At 67.4% G+C, this 23,387-nt stretch carries 22 protein-coding genes; 18 read left to right on the forward strand and 4 right to left on the reverse strand.

Annotation, left to right across the window (positions count from 1 at the left end; all coding sequences use genetic code 11):
• The first annotated feature begins 180 nt into the window (after positions 1-180).
• From rplU to proB, 4 genes are all read left to right on the forward strand, one after another.
• Positions 181-492: a 50S ribosomal protein L21 gene (gene rplU / locus OVA31_RS20900; RefSeq protein ID WP_267628487.1), complete on the forward strand. Its 312-nt coding sequence runs from the start codon at positions 181-183 to the stop codon at positions 490-492.
• Between the two features lie 36 nt (positions 493-528).
• Positions 529-792, forward strand: coding sequence for a 50S ribosomal protein L27 (gene rpmA / locus OVA31_RS20905; protein ID WP_164306645.1), 264 nt, complete (start codon positions 529-531; stop codon positions 790-792).
• A 95-nt stretch (positions 793-887) separates the two neighbouring features.
• Positions 888-2,360: a GTPase ObgE gene (obgE, locus tag OVA31_RS20910; RefSeq protein WP_267628488.1), complete on the forward strand. Its 1,473-nt coding sequence runs from the start codon at positions 888-890 to the stop codon at positions 2,358-2,360.
• A complete protein-coding gene (gene proB, locus OVA31_RS20915; protein WP_267628489.1) occupies positions 2,357-3,472 on the forward strand; it encodes a glutamate 5-kinase in 1,116 nt (371 codons plus the stop codon). Before obgE ends, proB begins: the two co-directional genes overlap by 4 nt.
• Positions 3,473-3,526: 54 nt before the next feature.
• On the opposite strand, the gene OVA31_RS20920 is transcribed toward proB, so the two are convergent.
• The 4 genes from OVA31_RS20920 to ectA all read right to left on the reverse strand — a co-directional run bounded on the left by OVA31_RS20920 (position 3,527) and on the right by ectA (position 6,833).
• Positions 3,527-4,423 (reverse strand): Sir2 family NAD-dependent protein deacetylase, encoded by an 897-nt coding sequence (locus OVA31_RS20920; RefSeq protein WP_267628490.1) that lies wholly within the window; start codon positions 4,421-4,423, stop codon positions 3,527-3,529.
• 84 nt (positions 4,424-4,507) lie between these two features.
• Positions 4,508-4,930 carry an ectoine synthase gene (locus OVA31_RS20925; RefSeq protein WP_164306649.1) on the reverse strand — a complete coding sequence of 141 codons (423 nt, stop codon included), beginning with the start codon at positions 4,928-4,930 and terminating at the stop codon, positions 4,508-4,510.
• On the reverse strand, positions 4,927-6,198 hold the full coding sequence (gene ectB, locus OVA31_RS20930) for a diaminobutyrate--2-oxoglutarate transaminase (protein WP_267628491.1): 1,272 nt from the start codon (positions 6,196-6,198) through the stop codon (positions 4,927-4,929). Before ectB ends, OVA31_RS20925 begins: the two co-directional genes overlap by 4 nt.
• 107 nt (positions 6,199-6,305) lie before the next feature.
• Positions 6,306-6,833 (reverse strand): diaminobutyrate acetyltransferase, encoded by a 528-nt coding sequence (ectA, locus tag OVA31_RS20935; RefSeq protein ID WP_267628493.1) that lies wholly within the window; start codon positions 6,831-6,833, stop codon positions 6,306-6,308.
• Between the two features lie 187 nt (positions 6,834-7,020).
• On the opposite strand from ectA, the gene rsmD reads away from it, so the two are divergent.
• The 14 genes from rsmD (at position 7,021) to OVA31_RS21005 (ending at position 23,319) form a co-directional block, all read left to right on the forward strand.
• Positions 7,021-7,575 carry a 16S rRNA (guanine(966)-N(2))-methyltransferase RsmD gene (gene rsmD, locus OVA31_RS20940; protein WP_267628495.1) on the forward strand — a complete coding sequence of 185 codons (555 nt, stop codon included), beginning with the start codon at positions 7,021-7,023 and terminating at the stop codon, positions 7,573-7,575.
• Positions 7,568-8,650, forward strand: a complete 1,083-nt coding sequence (locus OVA31_RS20945) for an NAD(P)H-dependent flavin oxidoreductase (RefSeq protein WP_267628496.1) — start codon at positions 7,568-7,570, stop codon at positions 8,648-8,650. The genes rsmD and OVA31_RS20945 overlap by 8 nt, the downstream gene beginning before the upstream one ends.
• A gap of 37 nt (positions 8,651-8,687) precedes the next feature.
• Positions 8,688-9,176: a pantetheine-phosphate adenylyltransferase gene (gene coaD / locus OVA31_RS20950; protein ID WP_267628497.1), complete on the forward strand. Its 489-nt coding sequence runs from the start codon at positions 8,688-8,690 to the stop codon at positions 9,174-9,176.
• A gap of 116 nt (positions 9,177-9,292) precedes the next feature.
• Positions 9,293-10,120 (forward strand): DivIVA domain-containing protein, encoded by an 828-nt coding sequence (locus OVA31_RS20955; RefSeq protein WP_267628498.1) that lies wholly within the window; start codon positions 9,293-9,295, stop codon positions 10,118-10,120.
• Positions 10,121-10,196: 76 nt separating this feature from the next.
• Entirely contained in the window at positions 10,197-10,883 is a 687-nt protein-coding gene (locus tag OVA31_RS20960; protein ID WP_267628499.1) for a YceD family protein, read from the forward strand.
• A gap of 75 nt (positions 10,884-10,958) precedes the next feature.
• Positions 10,959-11,645: a ribonuclease III gene (rnc, locus tag OVA31_RS20965; protein ID WP_203588507.1), complete on the forward strand. Its 687-nt coding sequence runs from the start codon at positions 10,959-10,961 to the stop codon at positions 11,643-11,645.
• A gap of 13 nt (positions 11,646-11,658) precedes the next feature.
• On the forward strand, positions 11,659-12,630 hold the full coding sequence (gene mutM, locus OVA31_RS20970; RefSeq protein ID WP_267628500.1) for a bifunctional DNA-formamidopyrimidine glycosylase/DNA-(apurinic or apyrimidinic site) lyase: 972 nt from the start codon (positions 11,659-11,661) through the stop codon (positions 12,628-12,630).
• Positions 12,627-13,094 carry an OsmC family protein gene (locus OVA31_RS20975; RefSeq protein WP_267628501.1) on the forward strand — a complete coding sequence of 156 codons (468 nt, stop codon included), beginning with the start codon at positions 12,627-12,629 and terminating at the stop codon, positions 13,092-13,094. The genes mutM and OVA31_RS20975 overlap by 4 nt, the downstream gene beginning before the upstream one ends.
• Before the next feature lie 3 nt (positions 13,095-13,097).
• The gene (locus OVA31_RS20980) at positions 13,098-13,382 is read left to right on the forward strand and encodes an acylphosphatase (RefSeq protein WP_267628502.1); all 285 of its coding nucleotides are present in this window, start codon (positions 13,098-13,100) and stop codon (positions 13,380-13,382) included.
• Between the two features lie 97 nt (positions 13,383-13,479).
• Positions 13,480-17,082, forward strand: coding sequence for a chromosome segregation protein SMC (smc, locus tag OVA31_RS20985; RefSeq protein ID WP_267628503.1), 3,603 nt, complete (start codon positions 13,480-13,482; stop codon positions 17,080-17,082).
• A gap of 76 nt (positions 17,083-17,158) precedes the next feature.
• Positions 17,159-18,709, forward strand: coding sequence for a signal recognition particle-docking protein FtsY (gene ftsY, locus OVA31_RS20990; RefSeq protein WP_267628504.1), 1,551 nt, complete (start codon positions 17,159-17,161; stop codon positions 18,707-18,709).
• Positions 18,710-18,938: 229 nt separating this feature from the next.
• Positions 18,939-20,282, forward strand: coding sequence for an ammonium transporter (locus OVA31_RS20995; RefSeq protein ID WP_267628505.1), 1,344 nt, complete (start codon positions 18,939-18,941; stop codon positions 20,280-20,282).
• A gap of 49 nt (positions 20,283-20,331) precedes the next feature.
• Positions 20,332-20,670: a P-II family nitrogen regulator gene (locus OVA31_RS21000; RefSeq protein WP_005176661.1), complete on the forward strand. Its 339-nt coding sequence runs from the start codon at positions 20,332-20,334 to the stop codon at positions 20,668-20,670.
• A gap of 9 nt (positions 20,671-20,679) precedes the next feature.
• Positions 20,680-23,319 (forward strand): [protein-PII] uridylyltransferase, encoded by a 2,640-nt coding sequence (locus tag OVA31_RS21005; RefSeq protein ID WP_267628506.1) that lies wholly within the window; start codon positions 20,680-20,682, stop codon positions 23,317-23,319.
• Positions 23,320-23,387 lie beyond the last annotated feature (68 nt).

The following is a 23,387-nucleotide window of genomic DNA, read 5'->3' on the forward strand; positions in this document are numbered from 1 at the left end:
ACGACCCTGGAATCCGGCAGATGCGCGAGATCCGACGGCAGGCATCTGGTGTGATCCGTAGTGACTCCCCGGCGCAGATGCGGGGTTGGCGTGCGGCCCGTACCAGGCACGCACCACCCACACGCCCCGGTGCGCAACAGCGCCGTGGGTCCGACAGACGAGTTAAAGAGGACAGCTTCGATGGCAACGTACGCGATCGTCAAGACCGGCGGTAAGCAGTACAAGGTCGCTGAGGGCGACATTGTGAAGGTCGAGAAGATCGACAGCGAGCCGGGCAGCAGCGTGAACCTGCCGGTGGCGCTGGTCGTCGATGGCTCGAACCTCACCACCGATGCGGACAAGTTGGCGAAGATCTCGGTGACCGGTGAGGTCGTCGAGCACGTCAAGGGCCCGAAGATCCGCATCCACAAGTTCAAGAACAAGACCGGCTACCACAAGCGCCAGGGTCACCGTCAGAAGCTGACGGTCCTCAAGGTCACCGGTATCAAGTAACTCGATTCCCGCACGTACCTCAGGAGGACTGCAGAGATGGCACACAAGAAGGGCGCGTCCAGCTCGCGCAACGGTCGTGATTCCAACGCCCAGCGACTCGGCGTCAAGCGTTTCGGTGGACAGAAGGTGAGCGCGGGCGAGATCCTGGTCCGCCAGCGCGGCACCAAGTTCCACCCGGGCGTCAATGTCGGTCGCGGTGGCGACGACACCCTGTTCGCACTGGAGACCGGCTCGGTGGAGTTCGGCACCAAGCGTGGCCGCAAGACGGTGAACATCGTCCCGGAGACCGTCGCGGTCTGACGGACGCCGGGAGCACGTTCAGCTCTACACAGGGCGGGCAAGGGTCATGACGTACCCGGCCCGCCCTGCTTGTTTTCTCAGGAAGGAAGTCACCGATGTCTCGGTTCGTCGACCGTGTGACGATTCACGTCGCGGCGGGCAACGGCGGCCATGGCTGCTCGTCGGTGCACCGCGAGAAGTTCAAGCCGCTCGGCGGTCCCGACGGTGGCAACGGTGGCAACGGCGGGTCGGTTCGTCTCGTCGTCGACCCGCAGGTGCACACGCTGCTGGACTTCCACTTCCGTCCGCACGCCAAGGCGTCGAACGGCAAGCCGGGCGCGGGGGACAACCGCGACGGCGCCACCGGTGACGACCTGGTGCTGGCCGTTCCCGACGGTACCGTCGTGCTCGACGAGGACGGGAAGATCCTCGTCGACCTGGTCGGCGAGGGCACCACGTTCGAGGCCGCACAAGGTGGCCGCGGGGGACTGGGCAACGCATCGCTGGCATCCAAGGCGCGCAAGGCGCCCGGCTTCGCCCTGCTCGGCGAGGACGGCCAGCATCGTGATCTCGTCCTCGAACTGAAGTCGGTCGCCGACGTCGGGCTGGTCGGGTTTCCGTCGGCAGGCAAGTCGTCGCTCGTGTCGGTGTTGTCGGCGGCCAAGCCGAAGATCGCCGACTACCCGTTCACCACGCTGGCGCCGAATCTCGGGGTGGTACAGACGGCCGGAGATGTGTTCACCATCGCCGATGTGCCGGGCCTGATCCCCGGTGCCTCGACCGGCCGTGGGCTTGGGCTGGAGTTCCTCCGGCACCTGGAACGCTGCGCAGTGCTCGCTCACGTCGTCGACTGCGCCACCTTGGAGCCCGGTCGCGATCCGGTCTCCGACATCGACGCCCTCGAGGCGGAACTGGCCGCATATCAGCCCGCTCTCGACACCGACCACAGCCTGGGTGACCTGGCCGAGCGACCGCGCGTGGTGATCCTCAACAAGATCGACGTCCCCGACGCGGCAGACCTTGCCGATCTCGTCGAACCCGAACTCGCACAACGTGGTTGGCCGGTCTTCCGCATCTCCGCCGTGAGTCACGAAGGGCTGCGGGAACTGACCTTCGCCCTGGCGAAGTTGGTCGCGGACTATCGCGAGAGCCATCCGAAGCCCCAGCCGCGCCGCCAGGTGATCCGCCCCAAGGCGGTCGACGACGCGGGCTTCAGTGTCTCGGCCGATCCCGACGTGGACGGCGGTTTCATCGTGCGCGGAACCCGCCCGGAGCGGTGGATCGCGCAGACCCAGTTCGACAACGACGAGGCCGTCGGTTATCTGGCCGACCGTCTCAACCGGCTCGGTGTGGAGGACGAACTCGTCCGCCAGGGCGCCAAGCCCGGCGCACCCGTGACGATCGGCGACGTGTCGTTCGACTGGGAGCCGATGACGCCCATGGGTGACGACGTCCCGGTCACCGGGCGCGGCACCGACATCCGGCTCGACCGCAACGACCGCGTCGGGGCGGCCGAGCGTAAGCAGGCCCGGCGATTGCGCCGCGGCGTGCCGCAGCCCGACGAGGACGGCGAACAGGACGTCCGGTGAGCGACGTCCGTGAACGGATCGCCCGTGCACGCAGTGTGGTGGTCAAGATCGGATCGTCGGCGCTGACCGATCTGCACGAGGGACTCGACCGGAGTCGCCTCGACCGTCTCGCCGACGCGTTGGAAGCGCGGATGCGTGCGGGTTCGGACGTGATCGTGGTGTCGTCGGGTGCGATCGGTGCCGGGATCGCACCGCTGGGACTGAAGCGACGACCGACCGATCTCGCCACCAAGCAGGCCGCGGCGAGTGTCGGTCAGTTGGCGCTCGCGCACGCGTGGGGGACCTCGTTCCATCGTTACGGCCGTACGGTCGGACAGGTCCTGCTCACCGCAGACGACATCTCCAATCGCGCCCATCATGCGAATGCCCAACGGACACTTGACCGTCTGCGATCGCTGGGTGCCGTTGCGGTGGTGAACGAGAACGACACCGTCGCGACCACCGAGATCCGTTTCGGCGACAATGATCGCCTCGCCGCCCTTGTCGCCCATCTCGCCGGTGCCGACGCGCTGTTCCTGCTGTCGGACGTCGACGGCCTCTACGACGGTGACCCGCGCCGGGTCGGCGCCGACGGGCGTCGGGCGAGGCTGATCCCAGAGGTCCACGGGCCGGAGGACCTCGACGGCGTGATCGCAGGCTCCGGAGGAGCGCTCGGCACCGGCGGAATGGCCTCCAAGCTCGCCGCTGCCAGGCTGTCGGCCGACGCCGGTGTACCGGTGCTGCTCGCAGCGGCCGATCAGGCCCCGCAGGCTTTGGCGGATGCTTCGGTAGGGACGGTCTTCGCGGCACGCGACGAGCGCCTCTCGGCGCGCCGCTTCTGGGTTCGGCATGCCGCGGACGCGCGTGGACAACTCGTCCTCGACGACGGCGCGGTCGCGGCGGTCGCACGCCGACGCCGGTCGTTGCTCGCCGCGGGCATCGTCGGCGTGAACGGGCGGTTCTACGGCGGCGACGTGGTGGAACTCGTCGACCTCACCGGTGCCGTGCGGGCGCGCGGTGTGGTGGCCTACGACTCCGACGACATCGCTCTCGCGGTGGGGCGTTCGACCACCGACCTGCCGTCGGAGCTCCGTCGCCCGGTGATCCACGCGGACGATCTGGTCGCGACCTGACCTGGCGGAGCTGTTGCGCCTCGGCCGCTTTCGTTGCCACGGCCTGGCGGGCGCTCATGCCGTCGCGTGCACCTGTGATTCCGACAACCCCGGTAGCACCACTGACGCGAGGTGGTCGATCTTGAGGTCGGCGATGTCGTCGGCACGGGTTGCGCCGCGGTTGACGACGGCGAGTTTCTTCCCGGCGCGGTGCGCATGTCGGGCAAACCGGAGGCCGCTCATCACGGTCAGCGACGATCCGATCACGAGCAGTGCATCTGCGTCGTCGACCATCGAGAATGCCTGGTGCACCAACGGTTTGGGAACACTCTCGCCGAAATAGACGATGTCGGGTTTGACGATACCGCCGCATCGGGGGCAGTCGACCATCTGGAAATCGCTGGTGTCGTCGATGGCGGCGTCGGCGTCGGGGGCCACCTCGATGGCGCCTCGTCCACGGACCCGCGCGGTGAATCCGGTGTTGAGCGCGTCGAGTTCGCGGGCCAGTCGATGCCGAGAGATGAGCCAGTCACAGTCGAGGCATCGGACGCGTCCGTAGCAGCCGTGGAGTTCGAGGACCTTTCGCGTGCCTGCCTTGGTGTGCAACATGTCGACGTTCTGAGTGATCACGCCGGTGAGGAGACCCGTGCGCTGCAACTCGGTGAGTGCCCGGTGCGCGGCATTGGGCCGTGCGGCATCCATGTGTCGCCAGCCGAGGTGGTTGCGGGCCCAGTAATGGCGACGGAACTCGGGTGACGACAGGAACATCTCCAGCGTCATCGGCGTGCGTGGTGGAGCGCCCGGGCTGCGATAGTCGGGGATTCCGGAATCGGTGGAGATGCCGGCACCGGTCAGCGCCACGATCTGTCGCCCGTCGAGCAGCGCGCGCAACTCGTCGATCCGCGCCTCGACGTCGGTGTCGACGGCTGTCGGCTCGGCCGGGTCCCAGCCGATCTGGAGTCGAGTGCGCACTCTGCCCAGGGTAACCGCACAGGCAGAGGGCCCGCCACGACGAGTCGTGGCGGGCCCTGTGCCTGTGGCGCGGTGGCCGACCGGCTAAACGGTGCTGTGCTTGCCTGCCGGGGCAGGCACGGCGACGAGCGGGTACACGCCGTCCTCGTCGTGCACCTCGGTGCCGACGACGGGCGGGTTGAAGACGCACAGCATGCGCATCTGAGTGTCCGCGGTGACCGTGTGCCGTTCGTGGCCGTTCAGCAGGTACATGGTGCCGGGCGCGAGCGGATAGGTCTCGCCGGTTTCGCGGTCGAGGAGCGTGCCCTCGCCTTCGACGAGCCAGACGGCCTCCACATGGTTGGCGTAGTGGAACTCGTTGACCGATCCGGCGTTGATGGTGGTCTCGTGAAACGAGAACCCGACGTGGTCGCCACCGAGGACGATTCGCTTGGAGACCCAATTGCCCTTCGGGTCGGCGACGTCGCGGTCGGTACCGGTGATTTCTGCTGTGGTTCGGACGATCATCCGATCACCTCCTTGACGGAATCGCTGATGATCTGCAGTCCGCGACCCAGGTCCTCGGTCGAAATCGTCAGCGCGGGAAGAAGTTTCACGACCTCATCGGACGGTCCGGAGGTCTCGGCGAGCAGGCCGGCACCGAATGCCGACGCGCACACCTTGCTGGCGGTCGCCGACTCCTCGAAGACGAGTCCGCGAACCATTCCACGGCCACGAGTGCTGATGCCCTCGTAGCGCTCGGCCAGCTCGGTGAAAGCGGTGTTGATCTGCTCACCCTTGGCGTGCACCTGCTTGGTGAGCGAATCGTCGCTCCAGAAGTGCTCGATGGTCTTCGTGCCGGTCACGAACGCGGGGTTGTTGCCGCGGAACGTGCCGTTGTGCTCACCCGGAGTCCAGACATCGAGCTCCGGCTTGAACAGCGTCAGCGCCAACGGGAGTCCGTAACCGCTGATCGACTTCGACAGGGTGACGATGTCCGGCTTGATCCCGGCCTCCTCGAACGAGAAGAACTCGCCGGTGCGGCCGCAGCCCATCTGGACGTCGTCGACGATCAGCAGGATGTCGCGGCGCTCGCACAGCTCCGACAGTGCGCGCAGCCACTCCATGCGGGCGACATTGACACCGCCCTCGCCCTGCACGGTCTCGACGATCACCGCGGCGGGGCGGTTGAGGCCGCTGCCCGAATCGTCCAGGACGCGCTCGAACCAACCGAAGTCCTCGGTGACACCGCCGAAGTAGTTGTCGAACGGCATCGGGGTCGCATGGACCAGCGGGATGCCGGCGCCGGCACGCTTCATCGAGTTACCGGTCACCGAGAGCGAGCCCAGCGTCATACCGTGAAAAGCGTTGGTGAAGCTGATGATCGACTCACGGCCGGTCACCTTGCGGGCCAGCTTCAGTGCTGCCTCCACCGCATTGGTGCCGGTGGGTCCCGGGAACTGGATCTTGTAGTCCAGCCCGCGCGGCGCGAGGATCTTCTGTGTGAAGGCCTCGATGAACTTTCCCTTGGCGACGGTGGCCATGTCGAGGCCGTGGGTGATGCCGTCGTCGGAGATGTAGTCCAGCAGAGCCGCTTTCATGATCGGGTTGTTGTGCCCGTAGTTCAGTGAGCCGGCTCCGGCAAAGAAGTCCAGGTATTCGCGACCGGTGGTATCGGTCATCCACGAACCGCTCGCGCGGGTGAACACGGTCGGCCAGCTACGGCAGTAGCTGCGTACTTCGGACTCGTGTTGGGTGAAGACCGAATCATCAACGGTCTGATCGAGAAGCTCCATCGTGACTTCCCCCTTTTTTTGGTGTGACGATCAATGGACGGCGGCGGCCGAGAACTCCGGTGACCCGGAAGATGGCCCCGCCAAAATTTCACAATTGTTGTGCGAAATCAGAATTCGGAAACTGTAGGTTCGAGGATGTAGAGATCCTCGGGCTCGTGGGCGTCCGGGAACTGTTCTGCGGCGAACAGATCCCGACGTTCGAATCGCAGTCCACGCGCGTCGGCGACGGACTCGAACAAGCGTTGCGAGGCGCCGTTGTCGGGGCTGATCGTGGTGTGCATCGCCACCACACCCGACTGCTGGGTGCGGTCGAACAGACGGTGCAGCATGGTGCCGGCGATGCCGTGACCACGGTAATTGTCGTCCACCGCGACCTGCCAGACCATGATGGTCGACGGGTCGGTCTGACGGCGATATCCGGTGACGAAACCGACCGGATGTCCATCGACTTCGGCGACGATGGATGTGGTGGCGAAATCATGGCACCACAGGACATAGGCGTAACTCGAGTTGACGTCGAGAACCTTTGAGTCCGAGGCGATTTCCCACAGTCGCATGCCGTCGTCGGCGGTGGGCTGTCGATAATCGACAGCAAGGGCAGTTGTTGGGGCCGTTCTAGTTTGGGACGGGCTCATGACCTTTTTGACGTTAACAATGTGTGTCCGCGAAATCATCTAGCAGCGGGAATCGGTCCCTGAATGCCCTACCTTCCGCCTGTTCAGCACCGGTTTGTGAAGTGGGTCACATCCATGTCACCCGGTGCCCATGCGTGGGGACGGGGCGGACGTCATCGACAGCGGTCCGGGGCGCAGAATGAGGGCAATGACCAGAATCATCGCCGGTGACTCCCGCGGGCGCCGTTTGTCCGTTCCTGACGACGGTACGCGTCCTACGTCCGATCGGGTCCGGGAAGCCGTCTTCAGCATGATCTCCGCCCGGTTCGATCTCGCGGGTACCCGTGTGCTCGACCTGTATGCGGGGTCGGGTGCGCTCGCGATCGAAGCGCTCTCTCGCGGCGCCGAGCACGCGACATTGGTGGATTCTCGCCGACGCGCCACCTCGGTGATCAGGGCGAACCTCGCCACCTGCGAAAAGGCCGGATCAGGTGTGGTGGTCACCCGCGCCGTGGCGTCGTTTCTGTCGACGGCCCCAGCCGGCAGATTCGACCTGATCTTCCTCGATCCGCCTTACGACCAGGCGAACGACGAGATGACGGCCGATCTCGCGGCCATCGGGGCCGGGTGGCTGGCCGACGGTGGCATCGTCGTGGTGGAACGGAGTGCGCGAGCGCCGGTCACCGAGTGGCCGGACGGGATGAGCGTGCTCGTCGAGAAGAACTACGGAGATACCCGCGTGGAGGTGGCCGACCATGAGTGAACCTGTCGACGGCGTCGACCCGATGCAGATCGGGTCGCTGCAGGTCCCGTTGCCGATCTTGTGCGCGCCGATGGCCGGCGGCCCGTCGACGCCCGCACTGGTCGCCGCGGTGGGCGAAGCGGGCGGACTCGGCTGGCTCCCCGCGGGCTACCTGACCCCCGAAGCGTTGGAGGACCTGGTCACCGACGTCGAGGAGCGGTCCGCCCGGCCCTACGGCGTGAATCTCTTCCTGTCCGGGACCGAGTCGGGCGACGACACAGACGGTGCCGTGCAGGCCTACGTCGAGGAACTCGCCGGCGAAGCGGCGCGCTACGGCGTCGCGCCGGGTGAGCCGCGGTTCACCGACGAGCGGGTGGCCGAGAAGCTCGACGTCCTGGCCCGGCACCGGCCCGCGATCATCAGCTTCACCTTCGGCGACCCGGGTGCCGCGGTCGTCTCACGCGTCCACAACGAACTCGGCGTACCGGTCGCGGTGACCGTGACCTCGGCGACGGAAGCCGTCACCGCGGTGGCATCGGGTGCCGACGCGGTGGTGGTACAAGGCATCGAGGCGGGCGGTCACCGCGGATTGTGGTTCGACGATCCGTCCGAACCCGAAGGCGGACCGCGCACGTCGACCGCCGACCTCGTTCGGGCGGTCGTCGGGTCGGTCGGTGTCCCGGTGATCGCGGCGGGCGGCATCACCGACGGTGCGACGATCGGATCGCTGGTGGAGCTCGGTGCAGTCGGCGCGCAGCTGGGGACCGCGTTCCTGTGCTGTGACGAGGCCGGGACAGCGGCACCGTATCGTCGGGCGCTGCTGGAAGGACCCTATGTCGACACCGTCGTCACGCGGGCCTTCTCGGGCCGCTCGGCACGGTCGCTGCGAAACGGGTTCACCGAGCGGCATTCCGGAGCGCCGGCGCGGTATCCACACGTTCATCACGTGACGAAACCGATCCGGTCTGCGGCGACCGCCGCCGGTGAGGCCGACGACATCAATCTGTGGGCGGGGACGAGCTGGCGGTCGGTGACCGCCGGCCCGGCCGCCGATCTCATGGCTCGGCTGACGGCCGAGTTGACCGCCGGGTCATGACCCGGGCGGTGGTGACCGCTCGCGTAGATTTCCGGATATGACCTCAGCTGTCTTTCCCGGATCCTTCGACCCGTTCACGGTCGGCCACCGCTACATCGTGGAGCGCGCGGCCGCCCGATTCGACTCCCTGGTGGTCACCGTGGTGGTGAATCCGAACAAGCAGGGCATGTTCGGGGTCGACGAACGCATCGCCCTCATCCGCGAGGACTGTGCCGATCTGCCGAACGTCCGGGTGGACCGGTGGACCGGACTGCTCGTCGACTACACCCGCAATGAGGGGATCGACACCATCGTGAAGGGTCTGCGCTCGGGCACCGACTTCGACTACGAGGTACCGATGGCGCAGATGAACCGCGACCTCACCGATGTGGAGACGATGTTCCTGCTGACCGATCCGCGCTTCGCGCACGTGTCGAGCTCCTTGGTCAAAGAGGTGGCCAAGCTCGGCGGCGACGTGGTGCCGTTCCTGTCGCCGAGGATTCACGATCGTCTGCAGGCGCGACTGGCGGGGGAGCGCCGCATCTAGCCTCACCGCTGCGCGACACACCCCTCACGCCTCACTAATCACAGGCACACCATTCGGCACAATAGTCACAGTTGTTTCATTCGCAGACCGAAGGCATACGCCGGATTGGGGTAGCTGTGTACCGGGTTTTTGAAGCGCTCGACGAACTCGTCGCGATTGTCGAGGAAGCGCGAAGCGTCCCGATGACTGCGGGCTGCGTCGTTCCGCGAGGCGATGTCCTCGAACTCCTCGACGACATCAAGGACTCCATTCCAGGTGAGCTCGACGACGCTCAGGACGTGCTCGATCAGCGCGATTCGCTCGTCGGCAATGCCCGGGAGCACGCGGAGAACGTGATCAGCAAGGCCGACTCGGAATCCGAGGCGGTGATGGGCCACGCTCGCGCCGAGGCCGACCGCATCCTCTCCGAGGCCAAGGCGCAGGCCGATCGCATGGTGGACGAGGCCGGCGCCCACGGTAACCAGCTGGTGGACGAGGCCACCGCCGAGGCTCATCGCCTGTCGACGAGTGCGGCGCGGGAGTTCGACGCCGTCACCGGACGTGCACGGGCCGAAGCGCAGCGGACCATCGACTCGGCCAACAACTCCTACGACAAGTCGGTCGCCGACGGCATCGCCGAACAGCAGCGACTGGTCTCGGAGGCCGAGGTGGTCGCCGCGTCCAAGTCCGAGGCCGAACGCATCATCGATGCCGCACACGCCGAGGCCGACCGACTGCGGGGCGACTGCGACATCTACGTCGACGAGAAGCTGGCGCAGTTCGAGGAGATCCTCACGGGCACGCTGCGGTCGGTGAACCGAGGCCGCCATCAGCTGCGCACGGGTGCAGGCATGCACGACTACGTCGAGTATCCGCGCAGCGTGGACGAGCCGCCGGCACCGCGGGGCGGTGCGTCGTCGAGCCGGGATGTCGCCGACGAGCAGGGTTCCCGCCTGGCGGTGTGAGGCGATCGGCCCCTGCCACGGGTGATTCGAGCGGATGTCGTTCGAACACCCCGCAGGTCGGGCGTATCGTGCAACTGTGTCTGAACATGCAATGAGCCGCGGAACCGCCGCGGGCGAGTCGGTGTCACCTGCCGATCCGCGCGGCGGCCCCGAAAGGCGGACGCCCGACTCGGCAGCAGCCGTCCGTGATCCCTTCGTGCTCGACATCCGGTCCCTCGGCCGCCGGCCGGGAACGATGTCTGAGGTACACCGCACCGCCATCGCCCCCGAGCGTCTCGGCGTCGATATGATCGCGATCCCCGAGAACTCCGAGGTCGACCTCGATCTGCGACTGGAATCGGTCAGCGAAGGCGTGCTGGTGACCGGGACCGTGAGCGGTGAAACCCAGGGGCAGTGCTCGCGCTGTCTGGAACCGGTCGACGGCACCGTCACGGTCTTCCTCACCGAACTGTTCGCCTATCCCGACAGTGAGACGGAACAGACCACCGACGCCGAGGACATTCACCGCATCTCCGACGACCGCGTCGATCTGGAGCAATCGATCATCGACGCCGTCGCGCTCGAGCTCCCGATGTCGCCGCTCTGCTCGCAGGATTGCGAAGGGCTGTGTCCGGAGTGCGGCGTCCGGCTCGCGGTCGCCGAACCCGGGCACGCCCACGACGTCATCGACCCGCGCTGGGCGGCGCTGCGGGACAAATTCGGTGCCACGGAGGAAGCGTCCCCGAACGCATCGGGACGTCCGGACGATCAGGGTGGTGACTGAGCCGTCGTGGCCGAAGGACAAGGCGCGACCGACGAGTCGACGCGGACCGAGACCACCGACGGCGGGTTCGGGGATCTGCTCACCGCCGTACGCGGAGAGTTGTCTCCGCCGATGCTCACCCTCGCATTGACCCACCGTTCCTACGCATACGAGAACGGGGGACTGCCAACCAACGAGCGCCTGGAGTTCCTGGGCGACTCGGTGCTCGGTGTGGTGATCACCGAGCGTCTCTACCTTCGATATCCGGACAAATCCGAGGGTGAGCTGGCCAAGATCCGGGCGAGCGTGGTCAACATGCATGCGCTCGCGGACGTGGCCCGCGGTCTCGGCCCGGGTGGTCTCGGGCGCCATCTCTACCTCGGGCGGGGTGAGGAGATGACCGGTGGCCGCGACAAGGACAGCATCCTCGCCGACGGCCTGGAGTCGTTACTCGGTGCGCTGTACCTGGAGCACGGACTGGCCGAATGCCAGACCATCATCCTGGGTCTGTTCGACGAGATTATCGGGCACGCAGGTCATCTCGGGGCTGGGCTGGATTGGAAGACCTCGTTGCAGGAACTCTCCGCCGAACACGGATTCGGTCCGCCGCACTACCAGATCTCCTCGACCGGTCCCGACCACAACAAGGAATTCACCGCGACCGCGATGATCGCCGGGGAAGGACTCGGCGAGGGCAGTGGTCGGACCAAGAAAGAGGCCGAGCAGAAGGCAGCGGCCCTGGCCTGGCAGGTGCTGACCGACCGCGCCGCGGCCGCGAACTGATCGGCGGAGCCCCGTGCCCGAGCTACCCGAGGTCGAGACAGTTCGGCGTGGCCTCGCCGACCATGTCGCCGGCAGGCAGATCGTCGCCGTCGAGGTGCTGCACCCACGATCGGTGCGGCGTCACCTCGGGGGTGGCGCGGACCTCGCCGGACGTCTGATGGGAAAGACCGTGACCGGCGCCCACCGACGCGGAAAATATCTCTGGCTCGACCTCGGTGACGACACCGACGGATTTCCGGTCGTCGTCCACCTGGGCATGAGCGGTCAGATGTTGATCACCGAGGCCGGGGTCCCGGACCACGTGCATCTGCGGATCCGTGCCACTCTCGACGACGGCAACGAGCTGCGATTCGTGGACCAACGGACCTTCGGCGGTTGGCATGTCGACGAATACCTGGGGCCCCCGGTCGCCGACGGGGGCTCGCTGCCCGAGTCGATCGCGCACATCGCACCCGACCCATTCGACCCGGCATTCGATGCGGCAGCCGTCGTCGTCGCCATCAGAGCCCGGCACTCGGAGATCAAACGAGTGCTCCTGGACCAGACGGTGATCTCCGGGGTCGGCAACATCTACGCCGACGAGGCGTTGTGGCGCAGTCGGATTCACGGCACGAGGATGGCAGATCGATTGAGCCGGGCCAAGATCGCCGATCTGGTCGGCTCCGTGACCGACGTGATGGGCGAGGCCCTCGTGGTCGGCGGGACGTCGTTCGACTCGTTGTACGTGAACGTCAACGGGCAGTCGGGGTACTTCGAACGATCGCTCAATGCGTACGGGCGCGAAGGACTGCCGTGCCGGCGCTGTGGTGCGATCATGCGCCGCGAGCAGTTCATGAACCGCAGCTCGTACTACTGCCCGAAGTGTCAGCGGCGCGAATCGAGCCGGAAGCAATCCGGGTCCGTGCGTGTTGTGAGTTCAGCAGAGATCGCAACGAAGCGGATCACCGGCCGTACCCGAGGAAAAGGATCGAATCAGCGACCATGACGACCGATCAGCAGACCACGCAGACAGCGGCCGACGGCCAGGCGGCACACCATCCCCACACCGATCTGTGGGTCGAACGCACCGGCACCCGCCGCTACAAGGGGCGGAGCTCTCGGGGTGCCGAGGTCCTGATCGGTTCCGAGGACGTCGAGGGCGTGTTCACCCCAGGGGAACTGCTCAAGATCGCGCTGGCCGCCTGTACCGGTATGTCGTCGGACCGGCCGTTGTCCCGGCGGCTCGGTGACGACTACGACGCCACCGTCCGGGTCAGCGGCGCGGCCGACCGCGAGAACGAGCGGTACCCGGTCCTCGACGAAGTCCTCGAGGTCGACCTGTCCGAACTCGACGACGCCGCCGCCGAGCGGCTGCTCGTGGTGGTCGAGCGTGCGATCGACGCGGTCTGCACGGTCGGGCGCACGATCAAGGCCGGTGCCACGGTGAACCTCGCGATCGAGACCGACTGAGCCATGCCCGACAACGGGGACGTCCGGCTCACCGCGTATGTGCACGGGTACGTCCAGGGCGTCGGGTTCCGATGGTGGACGCGCTCCCGGGCGCTCGAGCTGGGACTCGTCGGGTATGCCGCCAACCTGGCCGACGGCCGCGTGCTGGTGGTCGCGGAAGGGCCTCGGAACGCGGCCGAGGCGCTGCTGGCCGCGCTGCGGTCGGGCGAGACCGCGGGTTCGGTCGACCTCGTCGTCGAGCGGTTCGACGCCGCACGCGGCGATCTGAGCGGCTTCGTCGAGCGGTGACCCTCGCCGATTGTGGCCGCACGAGGCGCGGGAGGGACGTGCTCGCCACCGCGTGGTGACCGTGATCAGGCCACGATGGTGAGTATTCTGTACCGTCGTGCACCTCAAAAGCCTCACCCTGAAGGGCTTCAAGTCGTTTGCGTCGTCGACGACGCTGCGATTCGAGCCGGGTATCACCTGTGTGGTGGGGCCCAACGGGTCGGGCAAGTCCAACGTCGTCGACGCGCTGACCTGGGTGATGGGTGAGCAGGGCGCCAAGGCGCTGCGCGGCGGCAAGATGGAAGATGTCATCTTTGCGGGCACCTCCGGACGGCCGCCCCTCGGTCGCGCCGAGGTGACCCTGACCATCGACAACTCCGACGGCGCACTGCCCATCGAGTACTCCGAGGTCTCCATCACGCGGCGGATGTTCCGCGACGGGGCGGGCGAGTACGAGATCAACGGGAACTCCTGCCGGCTGATGGACGTGCAGGAGTTGCTGAGTGACTCGGGTATCGGCCGGGAGATGCACGTCATCGTCGGACAGGGCAGGCTCGCGGCCATCCTCGAGTCACGACCCGAGGATCGGCGGGCGTTCATCGAGGAGGCGGCGGGCGTCCTCAAACACCGCAAGCGGAAAGAGAAGGCGGTCCGCAAGCTCGACGGGATGCAGGCCAACCTGGCCCGCCTGACCGACCTGACCGCAGAGCTCCGACGTCAGCTCAAACCACTGGGACGGCAGGCCGAGGTGGCGCGCCGGGCGCAGACGGTGCAGGCAGACCTCCGCGACGCGCGTCTGCGGCTGGCCGCCGACGATCTGGTCACCCGCCGTTCCGAGATGGCCGAGCACACGGCGGTCGAGGACGAGGTCCGGCACCAACAGGACGAGGTGACCGCCGCACTCGACCATGTCACCGCCGAACTCGCCGAACACGAACGCCACCTCGGGGAGGTGGCGCCTGCCGCCACCGCCGCCGCCCAGACCTGGTTCCGGTTGTCCGCACTCGCCGAGCGGGTGGACGCGACGTGCCGGGTGGCGGCCGAGCGCAGCCGCTACCTGAGCGAGCCGTCGAGCGCGCCGGGTGGCCCCGATCCCGACGAACTCGAACGCGAGGCTGAGGAAGCGGCACTGACCGAGGCCGAACTCGACGGCACGGTGGGTGCCGCGGCAGAGTATCTGGACGCCGCTAAGGCAGAACTGTCCCGATCCGAGCAGGTGGCAGCCGACGCCGAACAGGCGCACATGGCGGCGGTTCGGGCCATCGCCGACCGCCGAGAGGGACTCGCCCGCCTCGAAGGGCAGGTCGCCAACCTGCGGACCAAGTCGGAGTCGGTCGACGCCGAGACGGCACGCCTCACCAGCGCGATCGCCGCGGCGAACCAGCGCGCCGAAGCGGCTCAGGCCCAGCAGGACTCGATGGCCGAGACGCTGGGGGAGTACGAGGCCGCCGAGCACGGACTCGACGAGCATCACGAACGGTCGGTCACGGCGCTGAACCAGGCCAACGAGCGGGTGGCGTCGCTGCAGGCCGGGCAACGTGAGACCGAGCAGCGGATCGCGTCGCTGTCCGCGCGGATCGAGGCACTCGAGGTCGGACTCGAACGCAACGACGGCGGTGCCTGGCTCCTAGACAACGCCCCCGACGGGCTGGTCGCACCGATGTCGGAACTGCTCACCGTCGACGCCGGATATGAGACGGCGATCGCCGGTGCCCTCGGGCCTGCGGTCGACGCAATCGCCACCGTGGACGCGATCGCTGCGGTCCGGGCGCTCGCCGCGCTGAAATCCGGCGACGGTGGTCGTGCCGCGCTGATCCTCGGCGGCCTGCCCGACGCCGCGGCCCGGACCGACATCGACCTGCCCGACGGTGCCCGCTGGGCGTCCTCGGTGGTGACCTGCCGGCCGTCGGTCCGCGGGGCCGTCGAGCATGTCCTGGCCGACACGGTCCTGGTGGACACCGCCGAGCAGGGTCTCGACATCGCGCAGCGGCACCGTGTCCGGACGGTCACCCTCGACGGCGACCGGATCGGTCCGGGATCCATCGAGGGCGGCTCGTCGCACCGGCCGTCGACGCTCGAGGTCCAGTCGGCCATCGATGCGGCGACCTCCGAACTGGCCGGGGCCCGACGTCGGCTCGAGGAGATCGAGGCCGCCCTCGACGGCGCGATGTCCGCGCAGGTGGGCCGACGCGAATCGGCCGAAGAGGCGTTGGCCGCGTTGCACGAATCCGACGCCAACGTCGGCGGCACCTACGAGCAGATGGCGCGCCTCGGCCACGAGATCCGCGCGGCGCGATCGGAGAGCGAACGTCTGACCCGCCAGCGCGGAAAGGCCGAGGAAGGTCGCGCCGAGGCGCTGACCACCCTGCATGAGCTCGAAGAGCGATTGCGTTATGCGCGTGACGAATCCGACGACACACCGGCTCACGCCGGCGACGACACGACCCGTACCGCCGCGGCGGAGGCGGTGGCCGCGGCGCGGTCGGCGGAGATGGAGGCGCGGCTGCAGTTGCGCACCGCCGAAGAACGACTCGCCTCGGTGCGGGGACGTGCGGATTCCCTGCGTCGGGCTGCGCAGCGCGAACGCGAGGCGCGTCTGCGTGCTGAGCGTCAGGATCTGGCGCGCCGGCGTGCGGCTGCTGTCGCGTCGGCTGTCGTGGAGGCGGGAGCCGAAGTCTCCCAGCGACTTTCGGTGGCTGTGCAGAACGCGCAGGCAGGCCGTGACGAACTCGAACAGGTGCGCGTGGAGCGGACCGCTGCCGTCGACGAACTCAAGAACAAGGCCGCCGAGCTGACCACCAGACTCAACACGCTGCGTGACACCGTGCACCGCGACGAGTTGGCCAGGGCGCAGGCCGCTCTCCGGATCGAGCAACTCGAGGAACAGATCCTGGATTCGTTCGCGATCGCGCCGGACGACCTCGTCGCCGAGTACGGTCCCGATGTGCCGATGCCGCCGTCGGCGCTCGAGATGCACGAGTACGAGCAGGCGAAGGCCCGTGGCGAGTCAGTGGTCGCGCCCGCGCCGTTGCCGTTCGATCGCGCGACGCAGGAGACGCGGGCCAAGAAGGCGCAGAAGGACCTCAACACCTTGGGCAAGGTCAACCCACTCGCGCTCGAGGAGTTCGCCGCGCTCGAAGAGCGCTACAACTTCCTGTCGGCTCAGCTCGAGGACGTCAAGGCGGCCCGTCGGGACCTGTTGTCGGTGGTCGAGGAGGTCGACGCCCGCATCCTGCAGGTCTTCACCGAGGCGTACGCCGACGTCGAGCGGGAGTTCGCACAGGTGTTCACCACATTGTTCCCGGGTGGCGAGGGACGTCTCGTGCTCACCGAGCCCGGCGACATGCTCACCACCGGAATCGAGGTCGAGGCCCGCCCACCGGGTAAGAAGGTCAAGCGGCTCTCGCTGCTGTCGGGCGGTGAGAAGTCGCTGACCGCGGTGGCGATGCTGGTGGCGATCTTCCGGGCGCGGCCCTCCCCGTTCTATGTGATGGACGAGGTGGAGGCGGCACTCGATGACACCAACCTGCGGCGACTGATCTCGCTGTTCGAGCAGTTGCGTGAGCGATCCCAGCTGATCGTGATCACGCACCAGAAGCCGACGATGCAGGTCGCCGATGCGCTCTACGGCGTGAGTATGCGCGGCGACGGCATCACCACGGTGATCTCGCAGCGCCTGCGTGGAGTGGACCTGCCGGTCACGAACACCGACGCGACCTGACGGCCGTTCACCGTCACGTGCGACCCTGATCGGGTCAGCTCGCTCGCATCAACCACATCGACAGGGGTCTACCGGAGTGAACACCGCAGTCATCATCGGCATCGTTGTCGCCGTCATCGTGCTCATCGCGCTGATCGTTCTCGGCGTGATGTTGTCGCGGCGACGGCGGATCTCGCTGTCCGAGGATTCGGCGACACAGGGTCCGGTCGACGGTACGACCAGGCAGGTCGACAAGTCGGGCGGGTATCAAGCGGGCTCGGGATTCAACTTCAGTCAGGGCGGCGGCGGGGTCGGTCTCGCCGAACCCCCGGAACCCGTGGTGCGTCCCGGTACGGAGCGCACCGAGGTCGACGGCCAGCCCGGTGTCGGTGACGACGCGTCGGTGCCCCGCGACTCCGCGCAGCGAGGCATCCGGGACGTCGCGCTGCCCGACGCCGATACGGACACCGGCACGCAGACCCTGCCCGACGACACCGCCGAGACATCGGTACCGGACGACGTCGCCGCGGCCCCGAGCTCAGCGCCCGAGGCGCCCGCGGTCGAGCCCGCAAAACCTGAACCGGCACCTGAGGCAGCGGCGCCGGAGGCACCTGAGGCAGGGGCGATATCCGAGGTGCCGGTCGCGGAACCGGCAGCACCCGAACCCGCAGCACCCGAGGCCGCAGCACCCGAGGCTGCCGCGCCCGCCGCACCCGAACTCGACGAGATCGCCCCGACGGCGGGCCGGCTCGGCCGTCTGCGTGGGCGGTTGTCACGGTCCCAGGGCGCGATCGGCAAGAGCATGCTCGGCCTGCTCGGGGCCGGCGATCTGGACGAGGAGAGCTGGGAGGACATCGAGGACACGCTCTTGATGGCCGATCTCGGCACGGCCTCCACGATGGCGGTCGTCGAGCGTCTGCGGACCGAACTCGCCACGTCGAACGTGCGTACCGCCGACGACGCACGCGCGCTGCTGAAGCGGGTGCTGGTCGAGCAGTTGCGTCCGGAGTTCGACCGCTCGGTCCGTGCGCTGCCGCATGCCGGGCAGCCCGCCGTGGTCCTGGTGGTCGGGGTCAACGGAACCGGGAAGACGACGACCACCGGAAAACTGGCGCGGGTACTGGTGGCCGACGGCAGGCGCGTGCTGTTGGGCGCCGCAGACACCTTCCGCGCGGCGGCCGCCGACCAGCTGCAGACCTGGGGCGAACGAGTCGGCGCGGAGGTGGTCCGGGGCAAGGAACAGGCGGATCCGGCGTCGGTGGCCTTCGACGCCGTCGTCAAGGGCATCGATCACGGTGCCGACGTGGTGATGATCGACACCGCGGGCAGACTGCACACCAAGACCGGTCTGATGGACGAATTGGGCAAGGTCAAGCGGGTCGTCGAGAAGAAGGCGCCGGTCGACGAGGTCTTGCTCGTGCTCGACGCCACCGTGGGCCAGAACGGGCTCACGCAGGCGCGGGTGTTCGCCGAAGTCGTCGACATCACGGGTGTGGTCCTGACCAAGCTGGACGGCACCGCCAAGGGCGGCATCGTGTTCCATGTGCAGGAAGAGCTCGGTGTACCGGTGAAGCTCGTCGGCCTCGGAGAGGGCGCCGACGACCTGGCGCCGTTCGAGCCGGAGGCATTTGTCGACGCGTTGCTGTAGACGATTCACCGTTCTGAAATCGAGCTTCCGGGAACGTGAATTCGCGGTCGGCGATTCTTCGACGGGCCTGAGAACCCGCTGAGGCACGACCTGCGCTGTTACCCGCAGGAAATATAAACCGGCGACTGGTTCACATTCTCGAAACGTCTGAGCACCACGGATGAAACCGACTGCCGACAGTCTCTTTGCAGGCGCCGAGCCGTCGGCGCACTCTGAGGAGGTTTCTACAGTGGTTTTGGCACTGCCAGACGATGCTTTCGCAGTTCCAGATGCCGGCAATACAGCGTGGATGCTCGCCAGTGCGTCGATGGTTCTGCTGATGACGCCGGCATTGGCCTTCTTTTACGGGGGGCTATCGCGGGGCAAGTCGGTTCTGAACATGATGATGATGTCCTTCGGCTCGATCGCGACCGTCAGTGTCGTGTACGTGCTGTGGGGCTTCTCGATGGCTTTCGGTAATGGCATCACAGGCGACGACGACATCTGGGGCGTCTTCTCGAACCCGTTCGCGCTCTTCGGGTCCAATCAGTTGATGGAGACCAAAGAGGTGACCCAGGGCGGGGAGGCGGTCGAGCAGGTCGTCACCGGCGGGCTCACGATCCCGTCGACGGTGTTCCTCGCATTCCAGCTGACCTTCGCGGTCATCACGGTCGCACTCATCTCGGGCTCACTCGCCGAGCGCGTGAAGTTCTCGACGTGGCTGGTGTTCTCGGTCGTCTGGGCGACGATCGTGTACTTCCCGCTGTCGCACATGGTCTGGGGCGGCGGCATCATGTCCGGCGCCGAGAACGGCTTCGCCTCATGGATGTTCGGCACCACCGACGGCGCAGCGACTGTCGCGCCGATCGACTTCGCCGGCGGCACCGTGGTCCACATCAACGCCGGTATGGCAGGCCTCGTGCTCGCGGTGATCGTCGGTTCCCGTGCCGGATTCGGCAAGACCGCCTACCGGCCGCACAACATCCCGTTCGTGATGCTCGGTGCGGCCCTCCTGTGGTTCGGATGGTTCGGATTCAACGCCGGATCGGAACTCGCCGCCGACATGGTCGCAGGCAAGGTGTGGATCAACACGACAGCGGCCACCGCCGCCGCGATGATCGGCTGGCTTGCCGTTGAGTGGGTTCGCGATCGGCACCCCACCTCGGTCGGTGCGGCATCGGGCATCGTCGCGGGTCTGGTCGCCATCACGCCGGCCTGTGGGGCGCTGACCCCGGTCGGATCGATGATCCTGGGTGTCGTCGCCGGTATCCTGTCCGCGCTCGCCATCAGCCTGAAGAACAAGTTCGGCTACGACGACTCGCTCGACGTCGTCGGTGTGCACCTCGTCTCGGGTCTCTGGGGCACGATCGGCATCGGATTGCTGGCCGAGGAGACCGGTCTGTTCTACGGACACGACTACAAGCAGCTCGTTGTGCAGATCGTGATCGCACTCTTCGCCCTGGTGTTCACCGGTGTCCTCACCGCGATCATCGCGCTGGTCCTCAAGCCGCTGGGCTGGAAGGTCAGCCAGGAAGACGAGCACAACGGCATCGACGAGGCGGAACATGCGGAGACGGCATATGAACTCGCATGAATCCCTGCACTTTCGCTACTACGCTGATTCTTGTGGAGAGGGATAACTCATGAAGCTGATCACCGCAATCGTGAAACCGTTCACGCTTGAGGACGTCAAAGCAGGTTTGGAGCAGGCCGGAATCCTGGGTATGACCGTGAGTGAGGTCCAGGGCTACGGACGGCAGAAGGGCCACACCGAGGTGTACCGCGGCGCCGAGTACTCGGTGGACTTCGTACCCAAGGTCCGCGTCGAGGTCGTCGTCGACGACGCGGCGGTGGACAAGGTCGTGGACGTCATCGTGGAGGCCGCACGCACCGGCAAGATCGGTGACGGAAAGGTGTGGGTGTCGCCGGTCGAGTCGGTCGTTCGCGTCCGCACCGGTGAGCGCGGCGCCGACGCGCTGTAAGCCGGGCCGATGCCCTTTCTCAACCCATCTCACGGCCCCGCGTCTGATGATTCAGGCGCGGGGCCGCGTCCTGCACGTCCGATTCCCGAGACACCGGTGGCCGCAACCGATCTCGCCGCGACCCGCCGTCAGCTCCTGGAGTCGGGCAAGAGCGGGAAGCTCGACGCACCGGGCCTTCGGCAGGTGCTCGTCGACCTTCACGAATTCTGGCTGACGTCCAAGGGCGTCGAACTCGGGATCCGGCCGGACAGCGGATACTCGATCATCGCGGTCGGCGGACTCGGACGCGGCGAACTGTTGCCCTTCTCCGATCTCGATCTCATCCTGTTGCACGACGACATGCCACCGGACGAGGTCGCCGAGGTGGCCGACGGTCTGTGGTACCCGTTGTGGGACGCCAACATTCCGCTCGACCACAGCGTGCGCACGGTCCCGCAGGCGCTCCAGGTCGCCACTGAGGACGTCAGTGCCGCACTCGGATTGCTCGAGGCGCGGCACATCGTCGGCGACGAGGATCTGTCCACCTTGCTGATCGGCGGTATCCGCCAGCAGTGGCGCACCGACATCCGTGATCGGTTCCCCGCAGTTGTCGCGCATGCGCAGGATCGCTGGCGCCGCGCCGGTGACATCGCGCACCGCGCCGAGCCGGACCTGAAGAACGGCCGCGGCGGTCTGCGTGACGTCCAGCTGCTCGGTGCGCTGGCCATCGCGCAACTCACCGACGGGATGGCCAGCCTGCGGCCGGACTCCCCGGGGGCGGGGCCACAGGTCGCCTACGGCCGACTGCTGGACATCCGTACCGAATTGCACCGGATCGCCGGCCGTCCCCGGGAGCAGGTGCGCGCACAGGACGCCGACGAGATCGGCGCGGCCCTGAGGATCGGCGACCGTTTCGACCTGGCGCGGGTCATCAGCGATTCGGCCCGCACCATCAGCTATTCCATCGATGTGGGCCTACGGACCGCGGGTAATGCGTTGCCGCGCCGTGGTCTCGCCAAACTGCGCCGATCGCCGATCCGCCGCCCGCTCGACGAGGGCGTGGTGGAGCACAACGGGGAGATCGTGTTGGCGCGCAACGCGATTCCCAGCAAGGATCCGGGCCTGATTCTGAGGGTGGCTTCGGCGTCGGCGCGCACGGGTCTCCCGATCAGTGCGTCGACCCTCAGCCGTCTGGCCGACTACGCCCCCGAACTCAGGGAACCGTGGCCCGCCGAGGCCCTCAGCGATCTTCTCGTGCTGCTGGGGTCGGGTCATCACATGGTCGACCCCATCGAGGCCCTGGACCGGACCGGGCTGTGGGGTCGGCTGTTGCCGGAGTGGGGTGCGGTTCGTGATCTCCCGCCGCGTGACGCCATCCATACGTGGACCGTCGACCGTCACCTGGTGGAGACGGCGGCGCATGCCGGGTCGATGACCACGCGGGTGTCGCGTCCGGACCTGTTGGTGCTCGGTGCGTTGATCCATGATCTCGGCAAGGGACGCGGTGCAGATCACAGCATCGTGGGCGCGGACCTGGCCATCCAGGTGGGAAATCGGTTCGGGTTGTGGCCGCAAGATGTGACTCTCCTGTCGGAGATGGTCCGGCACCATCTCCTCCTGCCGAGTGTGGCGACCCGCCGCGACCTCGACGACCCGGCGACCGCGGAATCGGTGGCCGCGACGCTCGGCTACAACAGGACCCTGCTCGAGCTGCTGGCGACGCTGGCCGAGGCGGACTCGCTCGCGACAGGGCCCGGGGTGTGGGGCGAGTGGAAGGCCTCATTGATCAACGACCTCGTGCGGCGTGCACTCCGATTGATCGACGGGGGTGAGCCGGCCAGGCCGGAGTCGTTGTCGCCGGAGCAGATCGCGTTGGCGGAGGCCGGCGGGTTCGCCGTGGTCATGTCGCCTGCCGACGGCCCGCACACCTTCCGGGTGACGATGGTCGCCCCGGACCAGCCCGGCCTGCTGTCCAAGATGGCCGGCGTGCTGGCGCTCAACGGCCTTCGGTCGCACTCGGCGACGGTGCAGGGTCATGCGGGCAGTGCGGTGAACTCGTTCGTCGTGGTCCCGCTCTTCGGGAGCCCGCCCGAGGCCGGGCTGATGCGCCAGCAGCTGATGGCCGCGATCGACGGCAAGATCGACGTGTTGGCCCGGCTCGACGCGCGGGAGGCCGAATCGCCGATCCCGACGATCGGGTCGGTGTCGGCGACACCCGGGGTGTCGGCGGGAACCGGTGCCTCGGCAGGCAGCACCGACCCGGCCGTTGATGGTGCGGGCCATCCGAAGACCGCGGTGCCCGCTCTGTTCGCGGTCGCACCACCCCGCGTCATCTGGGTCGATCTCGACGCCGCCGACTCACCCGCGGAGCCCGGCGACGTCCTGATGGAGTTGCGGACCGATGACCGCATCGGTCTGTTGAGCCGTGTCAGCGCGGTGATCGAACGCCACGGCGCGCAGGTGCGCTGGGCCAAGGTCGCCACCCTGGGCAGCACCGTCGTCGACACGTTCTGTCTACGTCTCGACGACGACAGCGCGTCGGAAAGGACGCGCGTGGCCGACGACGTCCTCGCGGTGTGTCCGCCGCCGCAACCGCGTGCCGAAGGCGATGACGGAGACGGCCCGCAGCACCATGGCGGGACCGCGCGGTCGGGGGTGCCGATCAGCTGAGCGCACCCGCCGGACGGACCACGACGACCACACGACCACGCGCCGGTGATCCATTCCGACACCGGAGG

It is taken from the genome of Gordonia sp. SL306 (assembly GCF_026625785.1).
Classification (GTDB): Bacteria; Actinomycetota; Actinomycetes; order Mycobacteriales; family Mycobacteriaceae; genus Gordonia.